The organism is Chromobacterium sinusclupearum, from assembly GCF_002902845.1.
Taxonomy (GTDB): Bacteria; Pseudomonadota; Gammaproteobacteria; order Burkholderiales; family Chromobacteriaceae; genus Chromobacterium; species Chromobacterium sinusclupearum.
The window spans coordinates 46,032-67,802 of sequence record NZ_PPTF01000018.1 but is presented as its reverse complement, the minus strand read 5'-3'; the positions used below and the strand labels follow the sequence as shown (position 1 = coordinate 67,802).

Sequence of the window (21,771 nt, the reverse complement as noted above, 5' to 3'; positions counted from 1 at the left end):
CCCCCCCAGCACCTTCCAGTTGCCCAATTTGTGCGGACGGATGCCGATCAGCATTGGGCCGGCTCAACCCACCTACAATCTGCCGTCCTACACCATCGGCAACTTTGGCGGCCATCAAACCGTCGCGCTGTTGACCGCCAATATGCCCCTTCACAACCATGGCACCTCCGCCGTCAACGTCAGCTTCCAAGCCACAACGGTGCCGAATCCAACGACGCCGGCCAGCGCGCCCAGCACCAGCAACCCATATCTCGGCGCATCCGGCGGCGGTACCGGCCTGGCCACCATCTGGAGCCAGCAATTGGAAAGCCCGGTCACCGTCAAGGGCCTGGGTCTGAGCGGCAACACGGATGTCGCTGGCGGCAATACCCCGGTCAGCGTGTTGAACCCGTACCTGGCGCTGAACTTCTGTATCGCGGTGCAAGGCATCTTCCCCACCAGACAATAAGCGCGGCAACAGGCGGCGGCGGTTGCGCCGCTGCCGCCTTGCGATAAAAATATCCCGAGGAGAGCATGATGCTGAACCAACTTTGCAGCGAAGACTTCGTTCCTTTGATCGGCCAGGTCTGCCATTTCCGGGTGCCGGAGCTAGTGGAGCTTGAGCTGCAAATTCAATCGGTCCGCCAAAAGCCGCTGTCGCAAGTGCCCGGCTGGGAGGCCGAGCAGCGTACGCCTTTCGTGGTGGAGCTGATCGCTGTCGGCACCACCCCATTGGTGGATGCGGTAGGCCACTTGCAGTTGCCGGCGGCGGAAAACCAGCCAGAGCGCACCCTGGAAAATGTCTGGATCAGCCGCACCGGCGCCATGGGACGAGACCGGCAGTATTGCTACTTTCAACTGCCGTTCAATTAAATGCACTCCGCGCGCGGACCATGCCCCTGTCCGTGCGCGGCTCAGGCTATCCAGACACCCCAACCATGATGCTTTCCGCCTGCGGATACCACACCAGCTTATCCGCCATCGCTCCCGGCTCCTCCAGGACGAAGCCCAGCGACTGATACAGCTTGCGAGCTTGGCCGTTGTTATGCCACACCACGGCGGCCAGCGGACAACGCACTTGCCGCGCCGCTTGCTGCAAGCCTTGCAACACCACTTTGCCGTAGCCCTTGCCTCGCGCCTCCGGCAGCATGGCCAGAAAGATGATGCGCACTTCGTTGTGCCCAAAGTCGACCATGACCACGCCGACCGCGCTGCCTACCCTCTCCACCATGAAGTGCATCGCATTGGGAAACTGCTGCCCGGCTCCCATCTGCAACACCTGAAATTGCTGGCGCTGCACCGTCTCGATCAGATCGGCCTCCCCATCTATCAACAGCAGATCGGGCCGCGCGCTGCGGTAGATGCGATTGATGCAGGCCTCGTCCCCGCTGCGCACGGGCCTGAGCGACAAGCCGTGCGCCATGGATGAGAAATTGAATTCGGCTGACATCGAAGCTCCTCATGACAACAAATGGTTGGAATGGAAACATCGCCTGCATAAGCCAGCGGCCCTTCGGCAAGCAGCGGTTGGATCAAAGACCCGCCTCACGCTCCAGCACCGCAGTCAGGCGCAGCCAGCCTCGCTGCAGCAGGCTGTAATGCTCGCCGCCCAACCGCGCGACGCCGGCCATTTCACGCAGCGGCGCCTGGTGCTGGTCGCACCCTTCCAGCCGGACCCGGAACAGCGCGTGCAAGGGCACCAGGCCGTAATCTCGCGATTCGGTCGCAATCGGCCCGCCATACGTCGATGCCAGCACGGGTTGATCCAGCGTCACCAGATTCAGGCGATCAATCGCGCCCAGCCTGCAAGACACCGCCAGCCCCTCGCCGCTGTCCGCCACGAAGGTGGCGTGGCCGCCGCGGCGCACGTTGGCCAGCTCATCCTCATCGACATAGGCATCGCCGCGCATGCCATACGGCCCGACCACTTGCAGCAGACGCTCGCCAGCCGCCACCACAGTGCCGGCGCGCAGCGCGTCGCTTACGTCGGCCAGCCGGCCATCGAACGGCGCGGTCAGCCATAAGCGCTTTTCCTGCTGCGCCAGGCCCTCTACCTGCTGTTGCGCGGCCTGCCACTGTTTCTGCAGGGTCTGCCCTTGCTGCTGCAAGGCCGTATTGAACGGTTGCTGCGCCACTCGCCAAGCCAGGCCGCGCTCTATGACACGGGCTACCGTCAACTGTTGCGCCAGCGTGGGGGAATACAGCTTGAGCAACAACTGGCCCTTCCGCACCCGCTGGCCGTCCTTCGCCAGCACCTCGGCCACGACGGCGCCTTCCGGCGCATATAACCCTTGCGATTGCGCCGCGCCCATCACCGCCGGGCTGGCGATATCGTTTTGCCAGGGCAAGATGAGGAATAGCAACACCAAACCCAGTAACGCGGCGCTGCGACGCGTCTCGCTCTGCCAGCGCAAATCTGCCCGCCGCAGCCACCAGATCCGCAACTCGCCGACAATCGGGCGCGCGATGAACCAGCCCAGTTCAACCGCCAGCAGCAAGATGCCCAAAGCCTTGAAGAACAGGTGATACACCAGAAAGGCGATCGAAGTGAACAACACCAGGCGATATAGCCAGGTTGCCCAGGCAAACAGGATCAGGCCGCGCTGCCGCGCGGGCGGAAAGCGTTCCGGCACGGGATCGTCCAAACCCAGCAGAACGCGGCGCATCTGCCAGCGCGCCAGCGCAAACGCCCGGCCATGCAGATTGGGCACGCCCAGCCAGTCGGCCAGCAGAAAATAGCCATCGAAACGCATGAAGGGGCTGGCATTGATGGCCAGTGTCGCCAGCCAGGTAGTGGTCGCCAACAGAAAGACGCCGGCACGCAACGGGCCATCCGGCAGAAAATTCCACACAAGCGTGGCCCAGGCCGCCAATGTCAGCTCCGCCAGCATGCCGGCGCCGCCGATCAGCAGCCGCTGCCGCCGCGACGGCAGCTTCCAGACATCGTTGGTGTCGGTGTACAAAACCGGCATCATCACCAAAAAGGCCACGCCCATCGCCGGCACCCGGCAACCGAAATGCCGCGCGGTCAGCGCATGGCCAAGCTCATGCAGGATTTTCGCCAGCCCCAAGGAAATGGCGACGCCCAGCGCGGCAGCCCATCCGCCGTATGCGGAGAAGGTATGGGTGAATTCATCCCAACGGCGGGAAACCATGCCCAGGCCAAGCAGGACGACGCCGGCCGTCAACCACCAGAACACCGGGCGGAACAACAGGCCAAGCCGCGGCAGGGCCCAGTTCAAACCGGCCTCCGGCCGCAGCAAGGGGATGCGGAAAAACAGATAGTTCTTCAGCAACCACATCGCGTAGCCCGGCTTGCCGGCCTGATGCAGCCGCCACAACCAGTCGCTTTCGGACTCGCTGCCGGCTTGCAGCAACTGGTGTTGCCGCAGAAAAAGCAGCAATTGCCGCAGATCGTCCTGGTTCAGCTGCAGCGTGGTTTCGGCATTGACCGACGCCAATAGCTCCGGTCCATTGCCCAGCTGCCAGCGCGACAGCATTTCAAAACTGGCCCAGCCGAGCTGATAAAAACGGTTGGCCGACGGATCATGCAGCATCCAGCTGGGCGAGCCATCGGCTTGCGCCGGACCGGCGTGCAGCGTCAACTCCTGGCGCAGCGGCGGCAATCCGTTCATTTCCATGGCTTACCACCCCAGCCACTGGCGCGCCGCGGTCAATGGCCGACGCAAGACGTAGTAGCTCAAAGGCACCCAGTCCCCATACACCCTGGCCGTTCCCATCTGCCCGAGCTGCGGCAGGCGCTGGCCACTCGCGAAGCGCGCCTGCAAACGATAGGCCAGCAGATTGCCCTCGCTGACTTCCGCCTTGTAGGCCACGCGCAGCAAGACTGCGTCATAGGAACGGAACGGCGAGGCATTGGGATACAAGGTGACCTGGCTGCCCGGCTGCACGGCGATCGCCTCCGCTGCCGGCAGCCAAGCGGTCAATTCAACTTTGGCGGGATCGGCCAGCGTCATGACTTTTTCGCCCTGCGCCACCGCCTTGCCCTGCCAATCATTGCGGTCGGAGAACACCACCACGCCGTCGGATGGCGCGGTAACATGCAGGCGCTTCAATTCACGACCGGCGAAATCCGCCGTGATGTCCTTCTCTTCCAGCTTGGCCTTGTCCTCGGCCAGCGCCAGCTTGCCCTTGTCGTCGGTCAGCGCCAACTGGGCGCTGGCGCGGAAACTTTCCTCCGCGGCCTTTGCCTCCTCCCGCGCCAACTCGAATTGCCCGGTCAGTACCGTGGCATCGAGATCGAACAAGGCCGCGCCGCGCTTGACCGGCTGGTTGGGCAACACCGCGACCTTGTCTATCACCCCGGACACCGGCGCCCGCAGCAGGACCGGGTCATCCGGCACCACTTCCGCCCGCGCCAGCACGCTCAAACGCACCGGGAAGCACACCAGCACCAGCACGGCGAGCAACAAGCGCTTGCGGCGTGGTCCCGGCTTCAGCCAATCGCCAACCTTCGCGCGCCAGTTGCGCCGGGGCGCGAATGGGCGCAGCGCGTGGGCATAGCCGTGTGCCAGCTCCTCCGCCAGCCGCAACTCGTATTCGCTCCAAGGAAGATCGCGCGCCAGCAGCAAGGCGCCGTGCTCGCCCAGCGAAAGCCATAAGCCATGCTCCGGCAACCAATGCCCCCACTCCGCGCCCAAGACATCCGGCAGGTCGGCCGCGACGCAGCTGCGGCTAGCCGCGACATCGCCCGGGCCGGGCCGCAGATAACGGAACAATGAGGACAGCCATTGCAGATAGGGCGCAGTGGGGTCGGGTTCCGCCAAGCCGGACAAGGCGACGACATGGCTGTGCAATCCCTCCCCCCAAAAGGCGGCCTGGCGATACGGCAGCAATTGCAGGCTTTCATTGACCATGACGAAGCCCAGCTTCGCCGCGCTGTCCGCCTCGCGCGCGCGATGCAACAGCTGCAGCAAGGTGGCCAGTTCCCGACTACGATCAGCGTGTCCCATGGCTTATTTGAAACTGGCCCAGCCGCTCATGCCGGGCAATAGATTGGCGGCCTTGCCGTCTATCACGCCTATGGCCAGGATGGACTGGCTGACCGGATCGATTTGCGCGCCCAGCCGTTCTATCTTGGCCGGGAAGCTGGCCCCCAACTCGTCCACTGTGATCGTGAAGCGGCGGCCAGGCTGCAGGGTGGCCAGCCATTTGGACGGCACCAACATGCGCAGTTCCAGCGAGTCGGAATCGACGATGTCCAGAATCGGATTGCCGGGATTGACGTATTGGTGGACTGCCGCGCTACGCTTGGCGACCCGCCCGTCAAACGGCGCAACGATGCTGCACTTGGACACCAGGGTCTGGGCATAGCTGGCGTCGGCGGCCGCCTCCTTGGCCTTGCCCTGGGCCTGGGTCAGCTCCAGCGTGCCCACCGAGTTGTACTTGGCCAGTTGATTATCCACTTTCAGCAACTGGCTGGCCGCCTCCAGCGAGGCCTGGGCCTTGTGCAACTGGGCGCGATAACTGCTGCAATCGAACTCCACCAACAACTGTCCCCGATGAAAGCTGCCGCCCTCCACCACCGGCAGGGCGGAAATCTTGGCGGCGACTTCTCCCGACAGCGTCACGGCGTGGCGCGACATCAGCTGCACGCGGATGCGGCCATCGGCGGCGTTGACCGAGGAACCCGCCTGGGGAGCGGCCGCCATGGCCGACCCCGCCAACCAGAAGCATATCGCTAGGCAGCAGGTTTTCATTTCGTGCCCCCAGCCACCGTGCCTTGCCATTTGTTTTCCGCCCCTTGGAAGGCCTGGCTGAGCGAGGCCAGGTCATACCCCTTGGTCGACGCCGGCAGCGGGTCCAGCCCCAGACTCGCACCCATCAGGCCATAGGCATTTTGCATGTCGCCATAGGACTGATACAGGCGCAAGGACGAGAATACGGCGTTGGCGTCCGCCAGAATGCCCTGCAGCCTGGCGGACGCGCCGCTGTCCACCGCGTTGCGAGTCTGCTCGTAGATCGCTTGATCCACGCTGTTCAGCTCGTGCTCCAGCTCGTACTGCCGCGCCTTGCCCTGATAGTCCAGATAGGCAACGTGAACCTGGGTCAGCACCGCCATGTTCAGCGCCATGCGCTGCGCCTTGTCCACTTCGACCTGCGCCTGCGCGGTGCGCGTGATGGCGCCGGCGCTGAACAGATTCAGCAGGTTCCAGCTGATGCGCAGACCGGCATCGCTCCAGGCATTGTTGATCAGGAATTTATTGCTGTCGTAATGCTGGCCTACGCTGAACTCCAACCCCGGCAGCAGCTTGGCGATGGCCTTGCGCGTTTCCAGCGCGCTGATGCGCTGGTTGTAATGCGCCTCCACCACTTCAGGCCGGTTCAGCAAGGCCATGTCTTCCATCTTGTCGATATCGATACCCAGCGTCGGCACCGGCATGCCGTCCGGCTGCGCGATCTGGAAATCCTGGCCAGGCATGACGTTCATGATGGCGGCCAGCCTGGGCTTGGCCTGGGATAGGGCGCTGCGCACGGCGGTCATCTGCCGGATCACGTCAAGCAATTGACGCCGGTAATTGAGCGCATCCAACGGTGAGCGCAGCTTCTGCTGCTCGACTTGGCGCGCATCCCCCAAGGCCGATTCGGCCTGCTTCAGCAAGGCATCGACCCGGCCCTGCAGCTGCTGCGCGCCCGCGGCCTGCCACCACGCTTCCCGCACCTGCTGCATCAGCTGCTGCGCCACCTTGCGTTTGCGCTGCTCTAGGATGAGCACTCTGTCCGCCTGCTGCTGGGCGGAAAAATAACTGACGCCGAAATCCAGCACATTCCAGCTCAGGTTCAAATCGGCTGTGCGGTCATGCTTTTCCGAGGAGATGGACGGCACCAGCGACTGCTCTCCGGTTGCCACATTCTGGGAGGACGAGGCATTGTCCTTGTTGCGGGCAGTATATCCTGCCGCCAGCGCCAGCTTCGGCAGCATATCCAGGCTAGACAAATCCAGCTGGCGCTGCGCCATCGCCTCCTCCATCAGCTTCACACGGTAATCCAGGTTGTATTTCAAGGCGCGCGCCATCGCCTCCTGCAGCGTTACCGGGCCCGCCAATGGTTCCTGGCTGCCGAACATCGCCTGGCGATCGGCGGCCAAGGTAGCTTGGCGATCCGCCACGCTCAACGGTTGCGGCGTCACCGCGCACCCGGTCAAAGCCACTGCTACCGCTAACGGAGTCCAACGAAAGGTCCATGATCTTGCTTGTTTTACGGCTTGCATGCTTCCGCCCCCTTGAGCTTTGAGATTGCCAGGGCAATGCCCTGCACTGTCTTCTACCCGACCGAGCCTGCCTGTGATTGCGCCTTACCCCTCCAACCAATCTTGCATTTGCTGCAGGAAAGCCTTGTGCCCATGCTTATCGAACTGCTGGTTCAACGCCAGTTTCCCCGCGACCGTTTTGCCTATCGCCTTGCCGCCTGCCGCTCCGTTCGCGCGCGATTGGCCGAAATTGAGCTGGATATGGCTGTTGCCGTGGTGGCCGCTCTTGTCCTGCACTCGAATGTCGATTGAAATCGGCTTGTTCCAGCCCGCCGGTGCCTGGCCAGTGAACTTGCCGGTCGCCGGATCGAACTTCAGCCAGGATGGCAATGGCTGGCCATCGCTTTGCCGGGCCACAATGCTCAGGTTTGCCGACGACTCCCGGGTGATGATGGTGGCTGGCGGCAGCGTGAGGGAAAACGACTGGCCGGACACCAGCGGACGAACGCCCAGATCTGGATTGACCTGCAATACGATGGCCGGATTCACCGAGATATTGCTGATGAAGGTGGGCGAAGCGCCATTCGTATTGTCCGCGGCGCCAAAAGAAGGCGTCGTAATGGCGGTGCCCAGACTGGTATGGTCGGTAAGCGTCGACTGGGAACCGATAGCCGCCGTATTGATGCTGGAGACGGGGTTGCCGCTTACCGCCGCCAAGACGATATTCGGGGTGATCGGCGGCAGCTGAATGCTATTGCTGACGACTGGGGACGTAGAAAGCGTGGGTGGCGTATTGGAGGTTGCCACCGTCTGTGTCGTCAACTCATAGACGGGCGCCTTGACCGACCCTGAGAGCGTGTTGCCCGCCAAGTCGGTTACTACGCCGTTCTTGATCGCCACCGATAACGTGCCGCCGCCGCCCACGCCGCTCAGCGCAATGACGTAGGTGGTGGCGTTGATCTGCGTCACGCTGGAGATCGCTCCGGTCACCCCGCTGCCCGCCACCACAGACAAGGCATCGGCATTGAACGAGGCCACAGGCTTGCTGAAGACGACCTGGTACGACAAGGTGCTGGCGGAAGTGCTCAGCGGGTCAACCGCGGTAAAACTCTGCACCTGCGGCCCCGTGGTATCGACGGTGAAGTTATAGCCTCTGGATTGGGCGCTAATATTGCCCGCCGCGTCCGTGGCCGTCGCCCGGACACTGTGGTTGCCGTCGGACAGGCTGCTGGCCAGGTTGTAGCTCCATGTGCCGCTGCCGTTCGCGGTAGTCGTCCCGACCACCGTGCCGTCCACGTACACCGTCACCGTGCTGCCTGCCGTAGCGTTACCGGTAATGGTCGGCTGGTTGTCGTTGGTAATGCCATCCGAGTGGCTGCTGCCAGTGTCAGTCGCAGCGCTCAAGGCGAGACCACTTGGCGCGCTCGGCGCGGCGGTGTCGATGGTGATGTTGTCAGCGGTCGACTGCGCGCTGACGTTGCCCGCCGCATCCGTCGCCGTCGCCCGGATGCTGTGGTTGCCGTCGGCCAAGCTGCTGGCCAGATTGTAGCTCCACGCTCCGCTGCCGTTCGCTGTAGCCGTCCCGACCGCCGTGCCGTCCACGTACACCGTCACCGTGCTGTTCGCCTCGGCCGTGCCTTGCACCGTCGGCTGGTTGTTGTCGGTGATGCCGTCGCTATGGCTGCTGCCGGTGTCCGATGCCGTGGTCAGAGCCAGGCCTGTTGGCGCGTTCGGCGCGGCGGTGTCGATGGTGATGTTGTAAGCGGTCGACTGCGCGCTGACGTTGCCCGCCGCATCCGTCGCCGTCGCCCGGATGCTGTGGTTGCCGTCGGCCAGGCTGCTGGCCAGGTTGTAGCTCCACGCCCCGCTGCCGTTCGCCGTCGCCGTGCCCACCGCCGTGCCGTCCACGTACACCGTCACCGTGCTGTTCGCCTCGGACGTGCCTTGCACCGTCGGCTGGTTGTTGTCGGTGATGCCGTCGCTATGGCTGCTGCCAGTGTCCGTTGCTGTGGTCAGGCCGCTGACCGCTGGCGCGCTGGGCGCCGCCGTATCAATGGTGATGCTGTAAGCCGCCGACAACGTGCTGACATTGCCGGCAGTGTCGGTCGCTGTCACCCGTGCGCCATGATTGCCATCCGGCAGGTTGGTGCTCAGGTTGTAGCTCCATGCGCCGCTGCCGTTCGCCGTAGTCGTCCCAACCTGGAAGCCATCGATATACACCGTCACCGTGCTATTGGCCGGCGCGGTGCCCTGTAGCGTCGGGGTGTTGTCGCTGGTGATGCCGTCGCTATGGCTGCTGCCGGTGTCCGTCGCCGTGGTCAAGCCGCTGATTGCCGGCGTTGTCGGTGTCGCGGTATCAATGGTGACGCTGTAGGCCGTCGCCTGGCTGCTGACGTTGCCGGCGGTATCGGTCGCCGTCGCGCGGATGTTGTGATTGCCGTCCGCCAAGCTGCTGGAAACGTTGTAGAACCACGCGCCGGTGTTGTCCGCGGTAGTCGTACCGACGGCCGTGCCATCCACATACACCGTCACCGTGCTGTTCGCCTCGGCCGTGCCTTGGACCGTTGGCTGGTTGTCGCTGGTGATGCCGTCGGAGCTGCTGCTGCCGGTGTCGGTACCGGCGGTCAGCCCGCTTACCGTCGGCGCGCTCGGCGCTGCGGTGTCGATCACCACCGTGTAAGCAGTCGATACGCTGCTATTCACCGAGCCGCTGGTTGCCATGGCCGTTATCGCATGGCTGCCGCTGGCGATCGGGTCACTGAAGGCATAGCTCCAAGCGCCGGTGCCGCTGGCTGTGGTAGTGCCCACCGACACGCCATCCACATAGATGGTCACCGTGCTGCCCGCCTCCGCCGAGCCCGTCACCGTCGGCGTGGCGTCGCTGGTGATGCCGTCGGAGCTGCTGCTGCCGGTGTCGGTACCGGCGGTCAGCCCGCTTACCGTCGGCGTCGGCAATTGGATGGCGATGCTGCGGGTAACGGCGGCGCTGTTCACCTGGCCATCGTTAACCACAAAGCTGATGGTGCGGGTGGCGGTATTGGGTGTGCCCGAGGTGTCGTTGTAGGTGACTGCCTGCAGCGCCGCTTGCCATTGCGCCACGGTGGCGGTGGCGCCGCTGGAAGTCAGCGTCAGCACGCCGGTGCCGCTGTTATAGCTGCCGACGATGTTGCCGTAGGTAATGGCGCTGGTATTGCTGAACGCCAGCACATCCTCGCCGCTGTGGAAGTTGCCGGTGATCGACACCGTGGTGCTGGCTAGCGTGCTGTTGTCGCGGTCGGACACCGTGATGCCGCTGTCCACCGCCACCGGAGAGGGAGAGCTGCTCAGCAGATAGCTGCCGTTGGGGCCGGAGACGGTGGCGATCGGCGTTTGGTCGGTGTCGGCCACGGTGACACTGCGCGTCGCCGCCGTGCTGTTCTGCTGGCCATCGTTGACCAAGAAGCTGATGGTGCGGGTGGCGCTGTTGGGGGTGATGGCGGTGTCGGTATAGGTCACCGCCCTCAACGCCGCCTGCCATTGCGCCACGGTGGCGGTGGCGCCGCTGGAAGTCAGCGTCAGCACGCCGGTGCCGCTATTGTAGCTGCCGCTGATATTGCCGTAGGTGATGGCGCTGGTATTGCTGAACGCCAGCACATCCTCGCCGCTATGGAAATTGCCGGTGATCGACACCGTGCCGCTCGCCAGCGTGCTGTTGTCCAGATCCGACACCGTGACGCCGCCGTCTATCGTCACCGGCGTGGAGGTGACGTTGTTGCCGGCGGTGAAGGCGGCGCTGCCGCCGCTGGCGGTGACGATGGGCGTCTGGTCGGTATCGGCCACGGTCACCGACTTGGTCGTCGCGGTACTGTTCTTGGTGCCGTCATTGACCACGAAACTGATGGTGCGGGTAGCGCTGTTCGGCGTCACCGCGCTGTCGGTGTATTTCACCGCGCGCATGGCCGCCTGCCATTGCGCCACCGTCGCCGTCGCGCCGCTGGACGTCAGCGTCAGCACCCCGGTGCCGCTGTTGTAGCTGCCGACGATATTGCCGTAAGTGACGGCGCTGGTATTGGTGAAGCTGAGCGAGTCCTCGCCGCTATGGAAGTTGCCGGTGATCGACACCGTGCCGCTGGCCAGCGTGGTGTTGTCGAGGTCGGACACGGTGATGCCGCTGTCCACCGCCACCGGCGTGGAGGTGGTGTTGTTGCCAGCGGTGAAGGCCGTGCTGCCGCCGCTGGCGGTGGCGATCGGCGTCTGGTCGGTGTCGGCCACGGTCACCGTCTTGGTCGCCGCCGTGCTGGTATTGCTGCCTCCGTCCTGCACCTGGAAGCTGATGGTGCGGGTGGCGCTGTTCGGCGTCACCGCGCTGTCGGTATACGTCACCGCCCGCAACGCGGCCTGCCATTGCGCGATGGTCGCCGTCGCGCCGCTGGAGGTCAGCGTCAGCACCCCGGTCCCGCTGTTGTAGCTGGCGCTGATATTGCCCATGGTGCTGCCGTCATTGGTGAACGACAGCACGTCCTCGCCGCTGTGGAAGTTGCCGGTAATGGACACCGTGCCGCTGGCCAGCGTGCTGCTGGCGTTGTCCGTCACCGTGACGCCGCTGTCCACCGCCACCGGCGTGGAGGTAGCGTTGTCGCCGGCGGTAAAGGCGGCGTTGCCGCCGCTGGTGGTGAGCAGGGGCGCGTCGCTGATCGCCATCGTCACGCTGGCGGCGGTGCTGGTGCCGCCGCGGCCGTCGTTGACCGTCACGTGCACGGTGCGGGTGGCGGTATTGGGCGTGCCGGCGGTATCGTTGAAGGTCAGCGCGTTGACCAGCGTGCCCACCCTGGAAGCGGTGGCGTTGCTGTTGAAGTCGACGATCAGATCCTGCCCGCCGCTGCCCACGCCGCTAGCGTCTATGGTGCCGACGGCGACGCCGCCCACCGACACCGTGCTGCCGGAGTTGGTGCCGTTGCTGAGTGTGACCGTGCCGGCGGTGCTGATGCCCAGCACGTCCTCGCCGCTATGGCCGTTGGCGGAGATGTGCACCGTCAGGTTGCCGCCGTTGAAGTTCGAGGTATCGCTGTCGCTAACCGTGGCCGCGGTGCCGGTGTCCAGGCTCACCGCGCCGCTGCCGGCGTAATAGGTGTTGCTGTCGCCGTTCAGGTTGCTGATCACCGGCGCGCTGTCCGCCGCCACGCTGACGGTCTTGGTCACCGTGGAGCTGGTATTGCTGCTGGCGTCGGTGATGGCGAAGCTGATGGTGCGGTTGCTGGTATTCGGCGACAGCGAACTGTCCCGGTAAGTCACCGCCTCCAACGCCGCCTGCCACTGCGCATTGGTGGCGGTGGAACCGCTGGAGGTCAGCGTCAGCACCCCGGTGCCGCTGTTGTAGCTGCCGCTGATATTACCCATGGTGCTGCCGTTATTGGTAAATGCCAGCACGTCCTCGCCGCTGTGGAAGTTGCCGGTAATCGATACCGTGGCGCTGGTTTGGGTCGAGGCCGCGGTATCGCTGAGGGTGATGCCGCTGTCCACCGTCACCGCGTTGCCGTTGCCGGAGCTGTAGGCGCTGCTGCCGCCGCTGGCGGTCAGCGTCGGCCCCGGGAAATGGAAGGTGGTGGCATTGATGGCGCCGATGCCGAGCAAGCCGGTGACATTGTGGCCGTTTGCCGCGATCACGCGGAAGGAGTCGATGCCGACGAAATTGCTGTTGCTGGACACGTTGAAGGTGACCGGGGAGCCGTCGTTGTCGATGTCGCTGACGCTCTGGCTCAAGGTGGCGCCGGCGACAGCGGAACCATTCAGATAGCCCACCAGTTGCATGGTGCCGCCGTTGAAGGTGGAGTCGTAGCCGTTGATCACCACGGTGATGGAATTCAGCGTGAACAGGCTGCCGTCGTTGGGCTTGACCGAGAAATAATTGATCTGTTTGACGCCGTTGCTCAGCGCGTCGACTGTTTCCGTGGAGCTCGAACCATCCTTCTCGACGATGATCATCTCGTTCTGACCGTCGCTGTTCGAGTTCATGTTCATGGTGAAATTCCAGCCAAGGTAATTGCTTACCGTCAGCGTGGCGTTGCCGGTCGGCACTACGGTGGTGGAACCATCCAGCGAATCGAAACTGGAGGTACCGGAAGTCGGCTGCGTCAGCAAGCCGCCGTAGCCCGGCAGATCCAGCGTCGCCACGTGCAGCTTGCCGGTGGCGTATTCCAGCGTCCAGTCGCCGCCCAGGCTGGCGGCGCCGGTAAGGTCGGTAGAACCGGCTGTCACGCGGCCGCTTTCCTGCGCGATCGCATTGACCAGCGCCGCGCCGTCGCTGCCCTCGGCCACATCGCAGCCATACAGCAGAATGTCGCCACCGGGGCGCAAGGCCTGCCCTATCGCGGCCAATTCCGCCTGATAGCTGGCGACATTGGCGGTAGTGAGCTGCGCGGTGCCCAGCTGCAGATCGTTTTCCTGGCCGTGCGAAATGATATGGATGGCGCCGTAGCCGCTGTGGGTTTGCGCCCACTGCGCGATCTGCGCCAAGCCGTCCTTGCTGCTGTCCAGAATCACCACCTGATAGCCGGACGGCAGTTGCGACACCAAGCTTTGCAGATTGGCGACATCGTTTTCGACGAACACCACCTGCGGCGCATTGGCGGACGCGGTCCGCACGCCGCCGTCTTTTGGACCCGCAGCCGGGACGGCATGGGATTCGGCCGCGGCGCTGGGAGCGGCCGGAGGAGGCGCGGCCTCTCCGTGCCGTTGCTGGGCGGAGGCATCCAGCACATCATGCATCACACCGACATGCTGAGCCGCATGGCCCAGCGAAGCCGCCACCGCGCCGTCGAACATCATCCTGGGCTCCAGCGCCTGCAGCAGCAGGCGATTGGACGAACGCTCCATAGCGCGAGACTGCGCTTGCGGTTTTGCCGATTTCCACCATGCCATGACCATTCTCCCGACAACACACCCGGAGCCGTTTACAAAGCCGCGCGCCATTCCATACACGCCAGCGCCAACCGTTCAAGACACGGCGGCGTCAGGCGGGATAGGGTTTGGCTGCCGCGTCTTTGTCCCGTAGCGACTCACACTGAGCAGTATGTGTTCACATATGATGGATAGACCATTTTTACTCGTTAAAAAATGTTATATGCGTAAAGAGGCTTTAGCTAAAATTACTTAGCCGCCCTGAACATACCGAGCAAAAAATGCCAACTTGCAGCAGAAACGCGCATCCCGTATCGTGCGCATCAGTTTTCAAGGATGCCCGATGACCGCTACCCCGCTGTACTGCGCTGAACCCGCCCGCCTCGACACCGCACGTCGCCTGTCTGAACGTTTCTTGCTGCCGTTGGCAAAACAACGGCCTAGCGACGGCTATTGGCTGGAGCTGAACGGCGAGCGGCTGGAGCTGTTGACCACCGGCAAACACGGCGCGGTGTTCGCCGAATTCGTCGAAGGCGCGGCGCGCCATCGCCGCGAGCAAGGCGGCGGCCGCGGCCAGCCGGTAGCCAAGGCGGTGGGATTGAAAGGGGCGAAGGATTTGCCCTATGTGGTGGACGCCACCGCCGGCCTGGGCCGCGACAGCTTCGTGCTGGCCAGCCTGGGCTGCCGGGTCACGCTGGTGGAGCGCTCGCCGGTGGCGGCGGCGCTGCTGGCCGATGCCTTGGAGCGTGCCCTTCGCGACGAGGCCACCCGCGACATCGCCGCGCGCATGAGTCTGGTGCACGCCAATTCGCGCGATTGGCTGGCCAGTCTGGAAGACGCTCAGCGGCCGGACGTGGTGTTCGTCGACCCGATGTTCCCGGACACCGACAAAAAATCGGCAGCCGCCAAGAAAGACATGCAGGCCTTCCAGCATGTCATTGGCGATGATATGGACAGCGCCGAGCTGCTGGCCGCCGCCATCGCCGCCGCCAAAGTGCGCGTGGTGGTCAAGCGGCCGCGGCTGGGCGCGCCGATAGCGGGCGTCAAGCCGTCCGCCGTGCTGGACGGCAAATCCACCCGCTTCGACCTCTATGTGATCAAGGCTCTGGCCTCAGGCTGAATGCGCGGCGCGGCTGTCTGCCGGCGCCTGCCCGCGCGCGTTCATGCCGTAATCGCGCAGCACCGCAGCCACCCGCAGGCGGTAGTCGGCGAACAGCCCATCCCGTCCCGCCGCTTGCGCCATCCGGTGCGAAGCCAGATTGCGCCAGGCCGCCAACGAGGCCTCGTCGCGCCAGAACGATAGCGACAGCAAGGTGTCTGGCCGCGCCAGGCTCTGGAAACGCTCGATGGAGATGAAGCCATCCATTTGCTTGAGCGTCTCCGCCAGTCGACCGGCCCAATCCAGATAGCCATCCCGCCCGCCTTCGGCCAGCGTCACTTCAAAAATCACCGCGATCATCGCACCTCTCCTGCGCCAAAACGGCGTATCCGCGCATTGGGCAGATGGCGGAAGCGAATAGAACCGGCCAAAGCCTCCCAATCCGGCCGCACCGCCTCGAGCGCCGCCAGCGCGCCCTTTGCGATGGCCCGCGCCAGCCGCTCGCCGGGACAACCATGGCGGCCCCGGCCAAAATCCATCGCCTCGCCCGGCCCCGCCGGGTCCTGCGCCGCGGCGGCCAGCAACACCAGCACCACATCGCCGGCAAGCAAGCGCTGCCCGGCCAACTCGACCTCCTCGGCAACGAAGCGGCGGGTGTGATGCAGCACCGGATCGGCCTGCAGCCGGCGGCTCCATTCTGCGTCATCGTTGCCATCCCACGGCGCGCCGCAGCGCCAGGCTATCCCGGCCGATATCAATCCCGCGCCGGCATCGCAGCTCTGAAACAGCATGCCCGCCAGATTGGCGTACAGGCTGGCATCGCCCAGCTCGGCAAACGCCTGGCGCCAATCAGCCAGCCATCCCGAGGCCGGCAAGGACGCCAACCGCGCCAGCAGATCACGGCAAGCCGCCTCCCCACTCGCTCTCGCTCCCGCGTCGGCATCCGCGGCCAAGGCGCGGGCGAGCGCCGCCACCTGGGCGGCCACCGAGCCCCACGCCGGTTCCGGCCACCCCAGCAAGGCCGCCAACGTCGCCGCCGGCAGATAATCGGCCAGGGCATCCAGACGCTTGCCCGTCACCGCCCTATCGGCCAAGAACGCCGCCGCCAATTGATGTGCGCAGGCCTGAACCGTGGCAAGCGGCATCGCGGCAAACGCCGCGCCGACGGCCGCGCGCAACGGCTGATGCCAAGGCGATTCGCTCATGCGCAGCCAGCGGCCGAAGGTGTCGCCCAATCGCAAACCCGCCAATGCCGCGGGGACAAGCTCGCCGGGCGGCCGCACCCGACAGGCGGGACTGGCCAACACCGCCTGCGCCGCAGCGGCCGAGGCCGCCAGCCATAAGCCCAGACGCTCGTCGCGAATCCAGCCCTGCCGCGCCAGTTCGCGATAGTAAGGATACGGGTCGGCATGGCTGGCGGCGGCCAGCGCGTGTTCCGGCCAGTCGTTCATGCCGCCTCTCCCGAGTGGCGCGGCTGGTCGCCAGCGCGGCCGCTCAAGCTCGGGGCGTCACGGTGGGAATGGTTTGGCAGATCACAGGGCAGCTGCGGCACGATAAAACTCCTTGGCTAGTCTTGAAGATGCCCTTATCGTAGCCAGCCATCCCATACAATGTTTCACGCTGGAGTGAACCATGAACAACGGCGCCAACCTGCCCGACATCAGCCGCCTGGCCAGCCTGCTGGCCGACCCCGGCCGCGCCCGCATGCTGCTCCTGCTGCTGGATGGCCGCAGTTATCCGGCCAGCGAACTGGCCCGTCATGCCGGCCTCAGCGCGCAGAGCGCCAGCAACCATCTGGCCAAGCTATTGCAAGGCGGCGCGGTGAAGGTGGAGCAGCACGGCCGCCATCGCTACTACCTGCTGGCCAATGTCGCCATCGCGCAGGCGCTGGAAGCCTTGAGCGCGGCCGCCCATGGCCATGATCTGCAGCGACCGCGCGCGGCCAGCCCGGTTTCGCCGCAGCTCAGGCTGGCGCGCACCTGTTACGACCACCTGGCGGGCCGATTGGGCATCGCTATTGCCGACGCGATGCAAGCGGACGGACTGTTGCTGCTGAATGGGGAAAGACAGTTCGAGGTCACGCCGTCGGGACGGCGCTGGTTTGCCGCCACCCTGGGGGTCACCGCGCCGACCCGCGGCAAACGGCCGCTGGCGCGCGCCTGCCTGGACTGGAGCGAACGGCGGCCACATCTGGCCGGCGCGTTTGGCGCGGCGCTATGCCGGGAGTTTCAACAGCGGAATTGGGTGGAGCGGCGGCAGGACAGCCGCGCGCTGCGCGTCACGCCGGCCGGGCAAGCCTTTCTGCGCGAACAGTGGGGCATCCGGCCGGAGACGCTGACAGAATCGGCCTGAGAGAAAGGGGTGGCGGAAAGCGTTCTCGGCTACGGAAACACGCAGAAAGCGCGAAAAACGCAGCGGCCAACCAACGGCCGCCGTCTCTCCGATCTCGATAGTCGGCCTTCGTCCGTGTTTTTCGTGGATTTCGTGGCTAAATCCGTTTTTCAGGCGGTCAGCCGCTCGGCGAAGCCTTCCGGAATCGCCGGCCGGCCGCGCTCGTTGATGGCGGTGCCGATGATCAGACCTTCCAGCACGACCTTGCCGTCGGCCTGGCGAATCACTTGCTGACGGAAGCCGAAGCGGACCCGCGACACCGGCTCGAAAGCCACGGTGACAACAAAGGTGTCGCCGCTGGTCAGCGAGGCCTTGTAGTCCATCTCCGAGCGCACCACCACCAGATTGATCTTGTCGCGGGCCAGCGCGGCGAAATCTATGCCCTTGGCCAGCAGAAACTCGTGGCGAGCATGCTCCAGGTAGTTGAAATACACGCCGTTGTTGACGATGCCCTGCATATCGCACTCGTAGTCGCGCACTTTGAATTCAACGGAAAAGACTGACATCAAGCGGTTCCCTGTTTCCCAATGATAAAGCGCCCGCCGCGGCGGACAGACCGCTTGGACGCAAACAATGGATGGGAGTTTCGCAGAACGGCGGCCGGGGAACCAGCGCCGCCAACCGGTTTCAGCGCTTGACCGGCGCCGGTGGCGGCTCGACGCGGCGCCATTCCACGCGGGGCGAAGCTTGCAGCGCGGTGCGGCCCAGCAGCCAGGCCAGCCAGTTTTCGTTGCCGGAGAAGATCATGACAGCCGCCTCCAGCCGTGATGGCGCAGGCGCTGCTCCACCGCGGTGGCGGAGCGGCGGCAGGCCAGCACCGGGATGCCCAAGGCCGCGGCGCTGTCGCGATAATTGCGCATCACATTGTGGCCGAGGAAGTCGGTCAACAGGATCAGCAAATCCGGCCGGCCGGGCAGCGGCGCGCGCCGTTGATGCGCGACATTGCGTCCACAGATGTGGCGGGCGATACGGATATCGTAGCTCCGTAACACTTCCGGGATATTGCCCAGGCTGTCAGCCCCTACCAGCAACGCTTCCATCTTGCCTCCTTGCCATGTCGCGCGGATTCAGGTGATGAAACGACTGTAAAACGCTTTTTAAATTTCCCCTAGCAATATTGAGTGAAAAGCTAATCACGATTTGGAATATAAAAGACCTATTCCTCCAGCCTGCTCGACAGCCCGGCCAAAACCGGCTACCCTGCCCGCCCCGCGCCAACGCGCCTAAGCCACTGATTTGTCTATACAAATGAATGCCGTTGTATTAGCCGTGGGCACCATGCTCACCCTGACCCTGTTGCGTACCCACGTCGTCATCAGCCTGCTGCTGGGGGCGCTGATCGGCGGCTTGGCCGGCGGGCTGTCGCTGTCCGCCACCCTGGCCGCCTTCAATAACGGCATTACCGGCGGCGCCTCGGTGGCGCTGTCCTACGCCCTGCTCGGCGCCTTCGCCGTCGCCATCGCCAAGTCCGGCCTGCCGCATGCCATGGCCGATCTGGCCGTGAAAAAACTGGAAAACCACAGCGCGCACGGCAAGTTGAAATGGACGCTGATCACGCTGCTCGGCTGCGTCAGCATCGCCAGCCAGAATCTGGTGCCCATCCACATCGCCTTCATCCCGATGCTGATCCCGCCGCTGCTATACGTGATGGCGCGGCTGCAGCTGGACCGCCGCCTGGTGGCCTGCGTGCTCACCTTCGGCCTGGTCACGCCGTATATGGTGTTCCCGGTCGGCTTCGGCGACATCTATCTGAAGCAGATCCTGCTCGGCAACGCCGCCAAGGCCGGCATGGACACCTCGGGCATCAACGTGATGCACGCGATGGCGATACCGGCGCTGGGCATGGTAGCGGGCCTGCTGGTCGCGGTGCTGTTTAGTTACCGCCGGCCGCGCCGCTATTCGCTGGGCAAGATAGAAAACGCCGAGCGCACGCATGCCCGCGTCAGCCGCAAATCGCTGGCCACGGCCTGCGCCGCCATCGTCGCGGCCTTCTCGGTGCAGCTGTATACCGGCTCGATGATCATGGGCGCGCTGTCCGGCTTTCTGCTATTCCTGGCGGCTGGCGTGGTCAAGTGGAAAGACGCCGACGGCGTGTTCAACGAAGGCATGAAGATGATGGCGATGGTGGGCTTCACCATGATCACCGCCCAGGGTTTCGCCGAAGTGCTGCGCGCCACCGGCGAAATCGCGCCGCTGGTCAAGGCCGGCGCGGCGCTGTTCGAGGGCCAGCGCTCGCTGGCGGCGCTGGCGATGCTGGCCATCGGCATGACGGTGACGCTGGGCATCGGCTCCTCGTTCTCCACCGTGCCCATCCTCACCGCCATCTATGTGCCGCTGTGCGCGCACCTGGGCTTCTCGCCGCTGGCCACCGTGGCCATCATCGGCACCGCTGGCGCCTTGGGCGACGCCGGTTCGCCGGCATCGGACTCCACCATGGGGCCGACCTCCGGCCTGAGCCTGGACGGCCAGCACGACCACATCCGCGACACCGTGCTGCCCACCTTCCTGCATTTCAACCTGCCGCTGATGGCGGCGGGCTGGATCGCGGCCATGGTGTTGTAGAATGGCGGGCATGGACACCAATACCGAAAACCGCGTCGAGGCGCTGGAAGTGCGCCTCGCCTTCCAGGACGAGCTCTTGGACGCGCTCAACGCCACCGTCGCCCGCCAGCAGAAGGAAATCGACCTGCTGCAACAGCAGATCCGCCTGCTGTACCAGCAGTTCAGAAGCGCGCAGCCGGACGACGGCCCCGCCACCTCGCTGCGCGACGAAATCCCGCCGCACTATTGAGCAGGCAGCGCCGCCATCCGCGGCGCGGCAACACTCAAGCCTTATATCAAAAAATGAATAGCTATTGAAACAGGATTTCAACCCTGAAGGTTTTTATAGCATTTCATTCTCAAAATACACCTAACCTATCTGGCAGTATCTCCCCCGCTCCCCCCAGGCTATTCTGGCCCTGCCTGATCGACGCCAATCGATCCACTCCTGCAGGATGGCAAACATGAAGGCTAGCGATACGCATACCCGGGCAGCACGCATTTCCTGTCACTCAACCCATTCAGGAGCGCAGAAATGAGCCAGATCACAGCAGTGAACGTCCCGGCCAAACAGGCCATCGAAGCCAGCAACGAAATCATCAAACAGTTGAAGGACTATCAGTCCAAGAACTGGGCCATCGGCCTGAACGGCGACACACTGGCGCCGGACGGCTTCCTGTCCTTCTTCACCGAGCGCAACCTGCCGTTCTCCTACTATGTGCGCGCCAAGGGCGTCAGCGTGGGAGAGCCGACCGCCTATCAGACCAACATCGACACGCTGAACCACTACATCGCGCTGATCCGCAGCGCCGAGGGGCTGGCCGTGCATGGCGTGATCGAGCAGCTGAACCGCTACAAGGCCAACAACTGGGCGATTGGCCTGAACGGCACCACGCTGCAGCCGGATGATTTCCTGCCCTTCTTCGACACCCGCGCCGTGCCGTTTGCCTACTACGTGCGCAGCGGCGGCGTCGAACTGGGCTCGCCGGCCGCCTACGAGGCCAACATCAAGGCGCTGCAGCAGTATCTGAGCAGCCTGTAAGCCTCGCCGCTACCGCCCGGCCGGCAGCACGCCGGGCGGGCGGTTTTCCATTTCATCCCTCCCGCCTGCGCCGCCGCGACACCAGCGCCTCGATATTCTTGCGCCCGATCAGCTGGACCGGCTCAGGCATCGCCGGCTTGTTTTCGTCCCCCAGCCACTTATACATCACCAGGCAGTCCACCAGCCCTTGCGTCGCATGGCGATAGGCGCGCGGCAACCGGCCGACGATGTCGAAACCCATCTTCTGCCACAGCGCCACCGCCGGCGCATTGCAGGCCACCACACTATTGAACTGCAGGGCCAGAAAGCCGCGCGTCCGCGCGCGCTGCTGCGAATGCTCGCACATGGCGCGGGCCACGCCCTTGCCGCGCGCGGCCGGCGACACCATATAGCCGCAATTGCCGACATGGCCGCCCGGGCCTGCGGCATTGGGTTTCAGAAAATAGCTGCCCAGGATCTCCCCCTGCTCCTCCACCAACCAAGTCTCCAGCGGCGTTTCGCACCACAGCAGGCGGGCGCTTGCTTCGTCCATCTCGGGATCGAAAGCATAGGTTTCGCGCGCGGCCACGATGTCGCGGAATATCGGCCAGAACGCCGCGAAGTCCTGCGGCGCCATCGGTCTGATCTGCATCT

18 protein-coding genes are annotated in these 21,771 nt (G+C 64.5%); 7 read left to right on the top strand and 11 right to left on the bottom strand.

Annotated features, from left to right (window positions below):
• Both C2134_RS05210 and C2134_RS05205 read left to right on the top strand, forming a co-directional pair.
• Window positions 1–448, top strand: a 448-nt coding sequence (locus C2134_RS05210; RefSeq protein WP_103318126.1) for a phage tail protein, incomplete at its 5' end; no start/stop codon positions are given.
• 68 nt (window positions 449–516) lie between these two features.
• Entirely contained in the window at window positions 517–852 is a 336-nt protein-coding gene (locus C2134_RS05205) for a hypothetical protein (protein ID WP_103318112.1), read from the top strand.
• A gap of 46 nt (window positions 853–898) precedes the next feature.
• Here the strand turns inward: C2134_RS05205 and C2134_RS05200 are convergent, their stop codons facing one another.
• The 6 genes from C2134_RS05200 to C2134_RS05175 all read right to left on the bottom strand — a co-directional run bounded on the left by C2134_RS05200 (window position 899) and on the right by C2134_RS05175 (window position 14,086).
• A complete protein-coding gene (locus C2134_RS05200; protein WP_103318110.1) occupies window positions 899–1,429 on the bottom strand; it encodes a GNAT family N-acetyltransferase in 531 nt (176 codons plus the stop codon).
• 82 nt (window positions 1,430–1,511) lie between these two features.
• Entirely contained in the window at window positions 1,512–3,620 is a 2,109-nt protein-coding gene (locus tag C2134_RS05195) for a site-2 protease family protein (RefSeq protein WP_233196362.1), read from the bottom strand.
• 3 nt (window positions 3,621–3,623) lie between these two features.
• Window positions 3,624–4,952 (bottom strand): efflux RND transporter periplasmic adaptor subunit, encoded by a 1,329-nt coding sequence (locus C2134_RS05190; RefSeq protein WP_103318107.1) that lies wholly within the window; start codon window positions 4,950–4,952, stop codon window positions 3,624–3,626.
• Window positions 4,953–4,955: 3 nt separating this feature from the next.
• Window positions 4,956–5,651: an efflux RND transporter periplasmic adaptor subunit gene (locus tag C2134_RS05185; RefSeq protein WP_233196361.1), complete on the bottom strand. Its 696-nt coding sequence runs from the start codon at window positions 5,649–5,651 to the stop codon at window positions 4,956–4,958.
• A 44-nt stretch (window positions 5,652–5,695) separates the two neighbouring features.
• Window positions 5,696–7,150 (bottom strand): TolC family protein, encoded by a 1,455-nt coding sequence (locus tag C2134_RS05180; RefSeq protein ID WP_233196360.1) that lies wholly within the window; start codon window positions 7,148–7,150, stop codon window positions 5,696–5,698.
• A gap of 144 nt (window positions 7,151–7,294) precedes the next feature.
• Complete coding sequence (locus C2134_RS05175) at window positions 7,295–14,086, bottom strand: Ig-like domain-containing protein (protein WP_103318101.1); 6,792 nt, start codon at window positions 14,084–14,086, stop codon at window positions 7,295–7,297.
• 322 nt (window positions 14,087–14,408) lie between these two features.
• Between C2134_RS05175 and C2134_RS05170 the strand changes: the two genes are divergently transcribed.
• On the top strand, window positions 14,409–15,185 hold the full coding sequence (locus tag C2134_RS05170) for a class I SAM-dependent methyltransferase (protein WP_103318099.1): 777 nt from the start codon (window positions 14,409–14,411) through the stop codon (window positions 15,183–15,185).
• On the opposite strand, the gene C2134_RS05165 is transcribed toward C2134_RS05170, so the two are convergent.
• Both C2134_RS05165 and C2134_RS05160 read right to left on the bottom strand, forming a co-directional pair.
• A complete protein-coding gene (locus C2134_RS05165; RefSeq protein ID WP_103318097.1) occupies window positions 15,177–15,524 on the bottom strand; it encodes an antibiotic biosynthesis monooxygenase family protein in 348 nt (115 codons plus the stop codon). The genes C2134_RS05170 and C2134_RS05165 overlap by 9 nt on opposite strands.
• Window positions 15,521–16,615: a cytochrome P450 family protein gene (locus tag C2134_RS05160; RefSeq protein ID WP_103318095.1), complete on the bottom strand. Its 1,095-nt coding sequence runs from the start codon at window positions 16,613–16,615 to the stop codon at window positions 15,521–15,523. The genes C2134_RS05165 and C2134_RS05160 overlap by 4 nt, the downstream gene beginning before the upstream one ends.
• Before the next feature lie 181 nt (window positions 16,616–16,796).
• Between C2134_RS05160 and C2134_RS05155 the strand changes: the two genes are divergently transcribed.
• On the top strand, window positions 16,797–17,516 hold the full coding sequence (locus tag C2134_RS05155) for an ArsR/SmtB family transcription factor (RefSeq protein WP_103318093.1): 720 nt from the start codon (window positions 16,797–16,799) through the stop codon (window positions 17,514–17,516).
• 149 nt (window positions 17,517–17,665) lie between these two features.
• Here C2134_RS05155 and C2134_RS05150 read toward each other — a convergent pair whose 3' ends face one another.
• Window positions 17,666–18,061 (bottom strand): acyl-CoA thioesterase, encoded by a 396-nt coding sequence (locus C2134_RS05150; RefSeq protein ID WP_103318091.1) that lies wholly within the window; start codon window positions 18,059–18,061, stop codon window positions 17,666–17,668.
• Window positions 18,062–18,298: 237 nt separating this feature from the next.
• The gene (locus C2134_RS05145; protein WP_043626803.1) at window positions 18,299–18,595 is read right to left on the bottom strand and encodes a DUF2325 domain-containing protein; all 297 of its coding nucleotides are present in this window, start codon (window positions 18,593–18,595) and stop codon (window positions 18,299–18,301) included.
• A 208-nt stretch (window positions 18,596–18,803) separates the two neighbouring features.
• Between C2134_RS05145 and C2134_RS05140 the strand changes: the two genes are divergently transcribed.
• The 3 genes from C2134_RS05140 to C2134_RS05130 all read left to right on the top strand — a co-directional run bounded on the left by C2134_RS05140 (window position 18,804) and on the right by C2134_RS05130 (window position 21,138).
• Entirely contained in the window at window positions 18,804–20,117 is a 1,314-nt protein-coding gene (locus tag C2134_RS05140) for a Na+/H+ antiporter family protein (RefSeq protein WP_103318089.1), read from the top strand.
• A 1-nt stretch (window position 20,118) separates the two neighbouring features.
• Complete coding sequence (locus C2134_RS05135; protein WP_199154451.1) at window positions 20,119–20,346, top strand: SlyX family protein; 228 nt, start codon at window positions 20,119–20,121, stop codon at window positions 20,344–20,346.
• Window positions 20,347–20,631: 285 nt separating this feature from the next.
• Entirely contained in the window at window positions 20,632–21,138 is a 507-nt protein-coding gene (locus C2134_RS05130; RefSeq protein WP_103318087.1) for a hypothetical protein, read from the top strand.
• A gap of 52 nt (window positions 21,139–21,190) precedes the next feature.
• On the opposite strand, the gene C2134_RS05125 is transcribed toward C2134_RS05130, so the two are convergent.
• Window positions 21,191–21,769, bottom strand: a complete 579-nt coding sequence (locus C2134_RS05125; protein ID WP_233196359.1) for a GNAT family N-acetyltransferase — start codon at window positions 21,767–21,769, stop codon at window positions 21,191–21,193.
• Between the last annotated feature and the right edge of the window lie 2 nt (window positions 21,770–21,771).

Coding starts and splice junctions, on each gene's coding strand:
- C2134_RS05205 (WP_103318112.1), top strand. CDS start 517: ATGCTGAACCAACTTTGCAGCGAAGACTTCGTTCCTTTGATCGGCCAG.
- C2134_RS05200 (WP_103318110.1), bottom strand. CDS start 1,429: ATGTCAGCCGAATTCAATTTCTCATCCATGGCGCACGGCTTGTCGCTC.
- C2134_RS05195 (WP_233196362.1), bottom strand. CDS start 3,620: ATGGAAATGAACGGATTGCCGCCGCTGCGCCAGGAGTTGACGCTGCAC.
- C2134_RS05190 (WP_103318107.1), bottom strand. CDS start 4,952: ATGGGACACGCTGATCGTAGTCGGGAACTGGCCACCTTGCTGCAGCTG.
- C2134_RS05185 (WP_233196361.1), bottom strand. CDS start 5,651: ATGGCGGCCGCTCCCCAGGCGGGTTCCTCGGTCAACGCCGCCGATGGC.
- C2134_RS05175 (WP_103318101.1), bottom strand. CDS start 14,086: ATGGCATGGTGGAAATCGGCAAAACCGCAAGCGCAGTCTCGCGCTATG.
- C2134_RS05170 (WP_103318099.1), top strand. CDS start 14,409: ATGACCGCTACCCCGCTGTACTGCGCTGAACCCGCCCGCCTCGACACC.
- C2134_RS05165 (WP_103318097.1), bottom strand. CDS start 15,524: ATGATCGCGGTGATTTTTGAAGTGACGCTGGCCGAAGGCGGGCGGGAT.
- C2134_RS05160 (WP_103318095.1), bottom strand. CDS start 16,615: ATGAACGACTGGCCGGAACACGCGCTGGCCGCCGCCAGCCATGCCGAC.
- C2134_RS05155 (WP_103318093.1), top strand. CDS start 16,797: ATGAACAACGGCGCCAACCTGCCCGACATCAGCCGCCTGGCCAGCCTG.
- C2134_RS05150 (WP_103318091.1), bottom strand. CDS start 18,061: ATGTCAGTCTTTTCCGTTGAATTCAAAGTGCGCGACTACGAGTGCGAT.
- C2134_RS05145 (WP_043626803.1), bottom strand. CDS start 18,595: ATGGAAGCGTTGCTGGTAGGGGCTGACAGCCTGGGCAATATCCCGGAA.
- C2134_RS05140 (WP_103318089.1), top strand. CDS start 18,804: ATGAATGCCGTTGTATTAGCCGTGGGCACCATGCTCACCCTGACCCTG.
- C2134_RS05135 (WP_199154451.1), top strand. CDS start 20,119: ATGGCGGGCATGGACACCAATACCGAAAACCGCGTCGAGGCGCTGGAA.
- C2134_RS05130 (WP_103318087.1), top strand. CDS start 20,632: ATGAGCCAGATCACAGCAGTGAACGTCCCGGCCAAACAGGCCATCGAA.
- C2134_RS05125 (WP_233196359.1), bottom strand. CDS start 21,769: ATGCAGATCAGACCGATGGCGCCGCAGGACTTCGCGGCGTTCTGGCCG.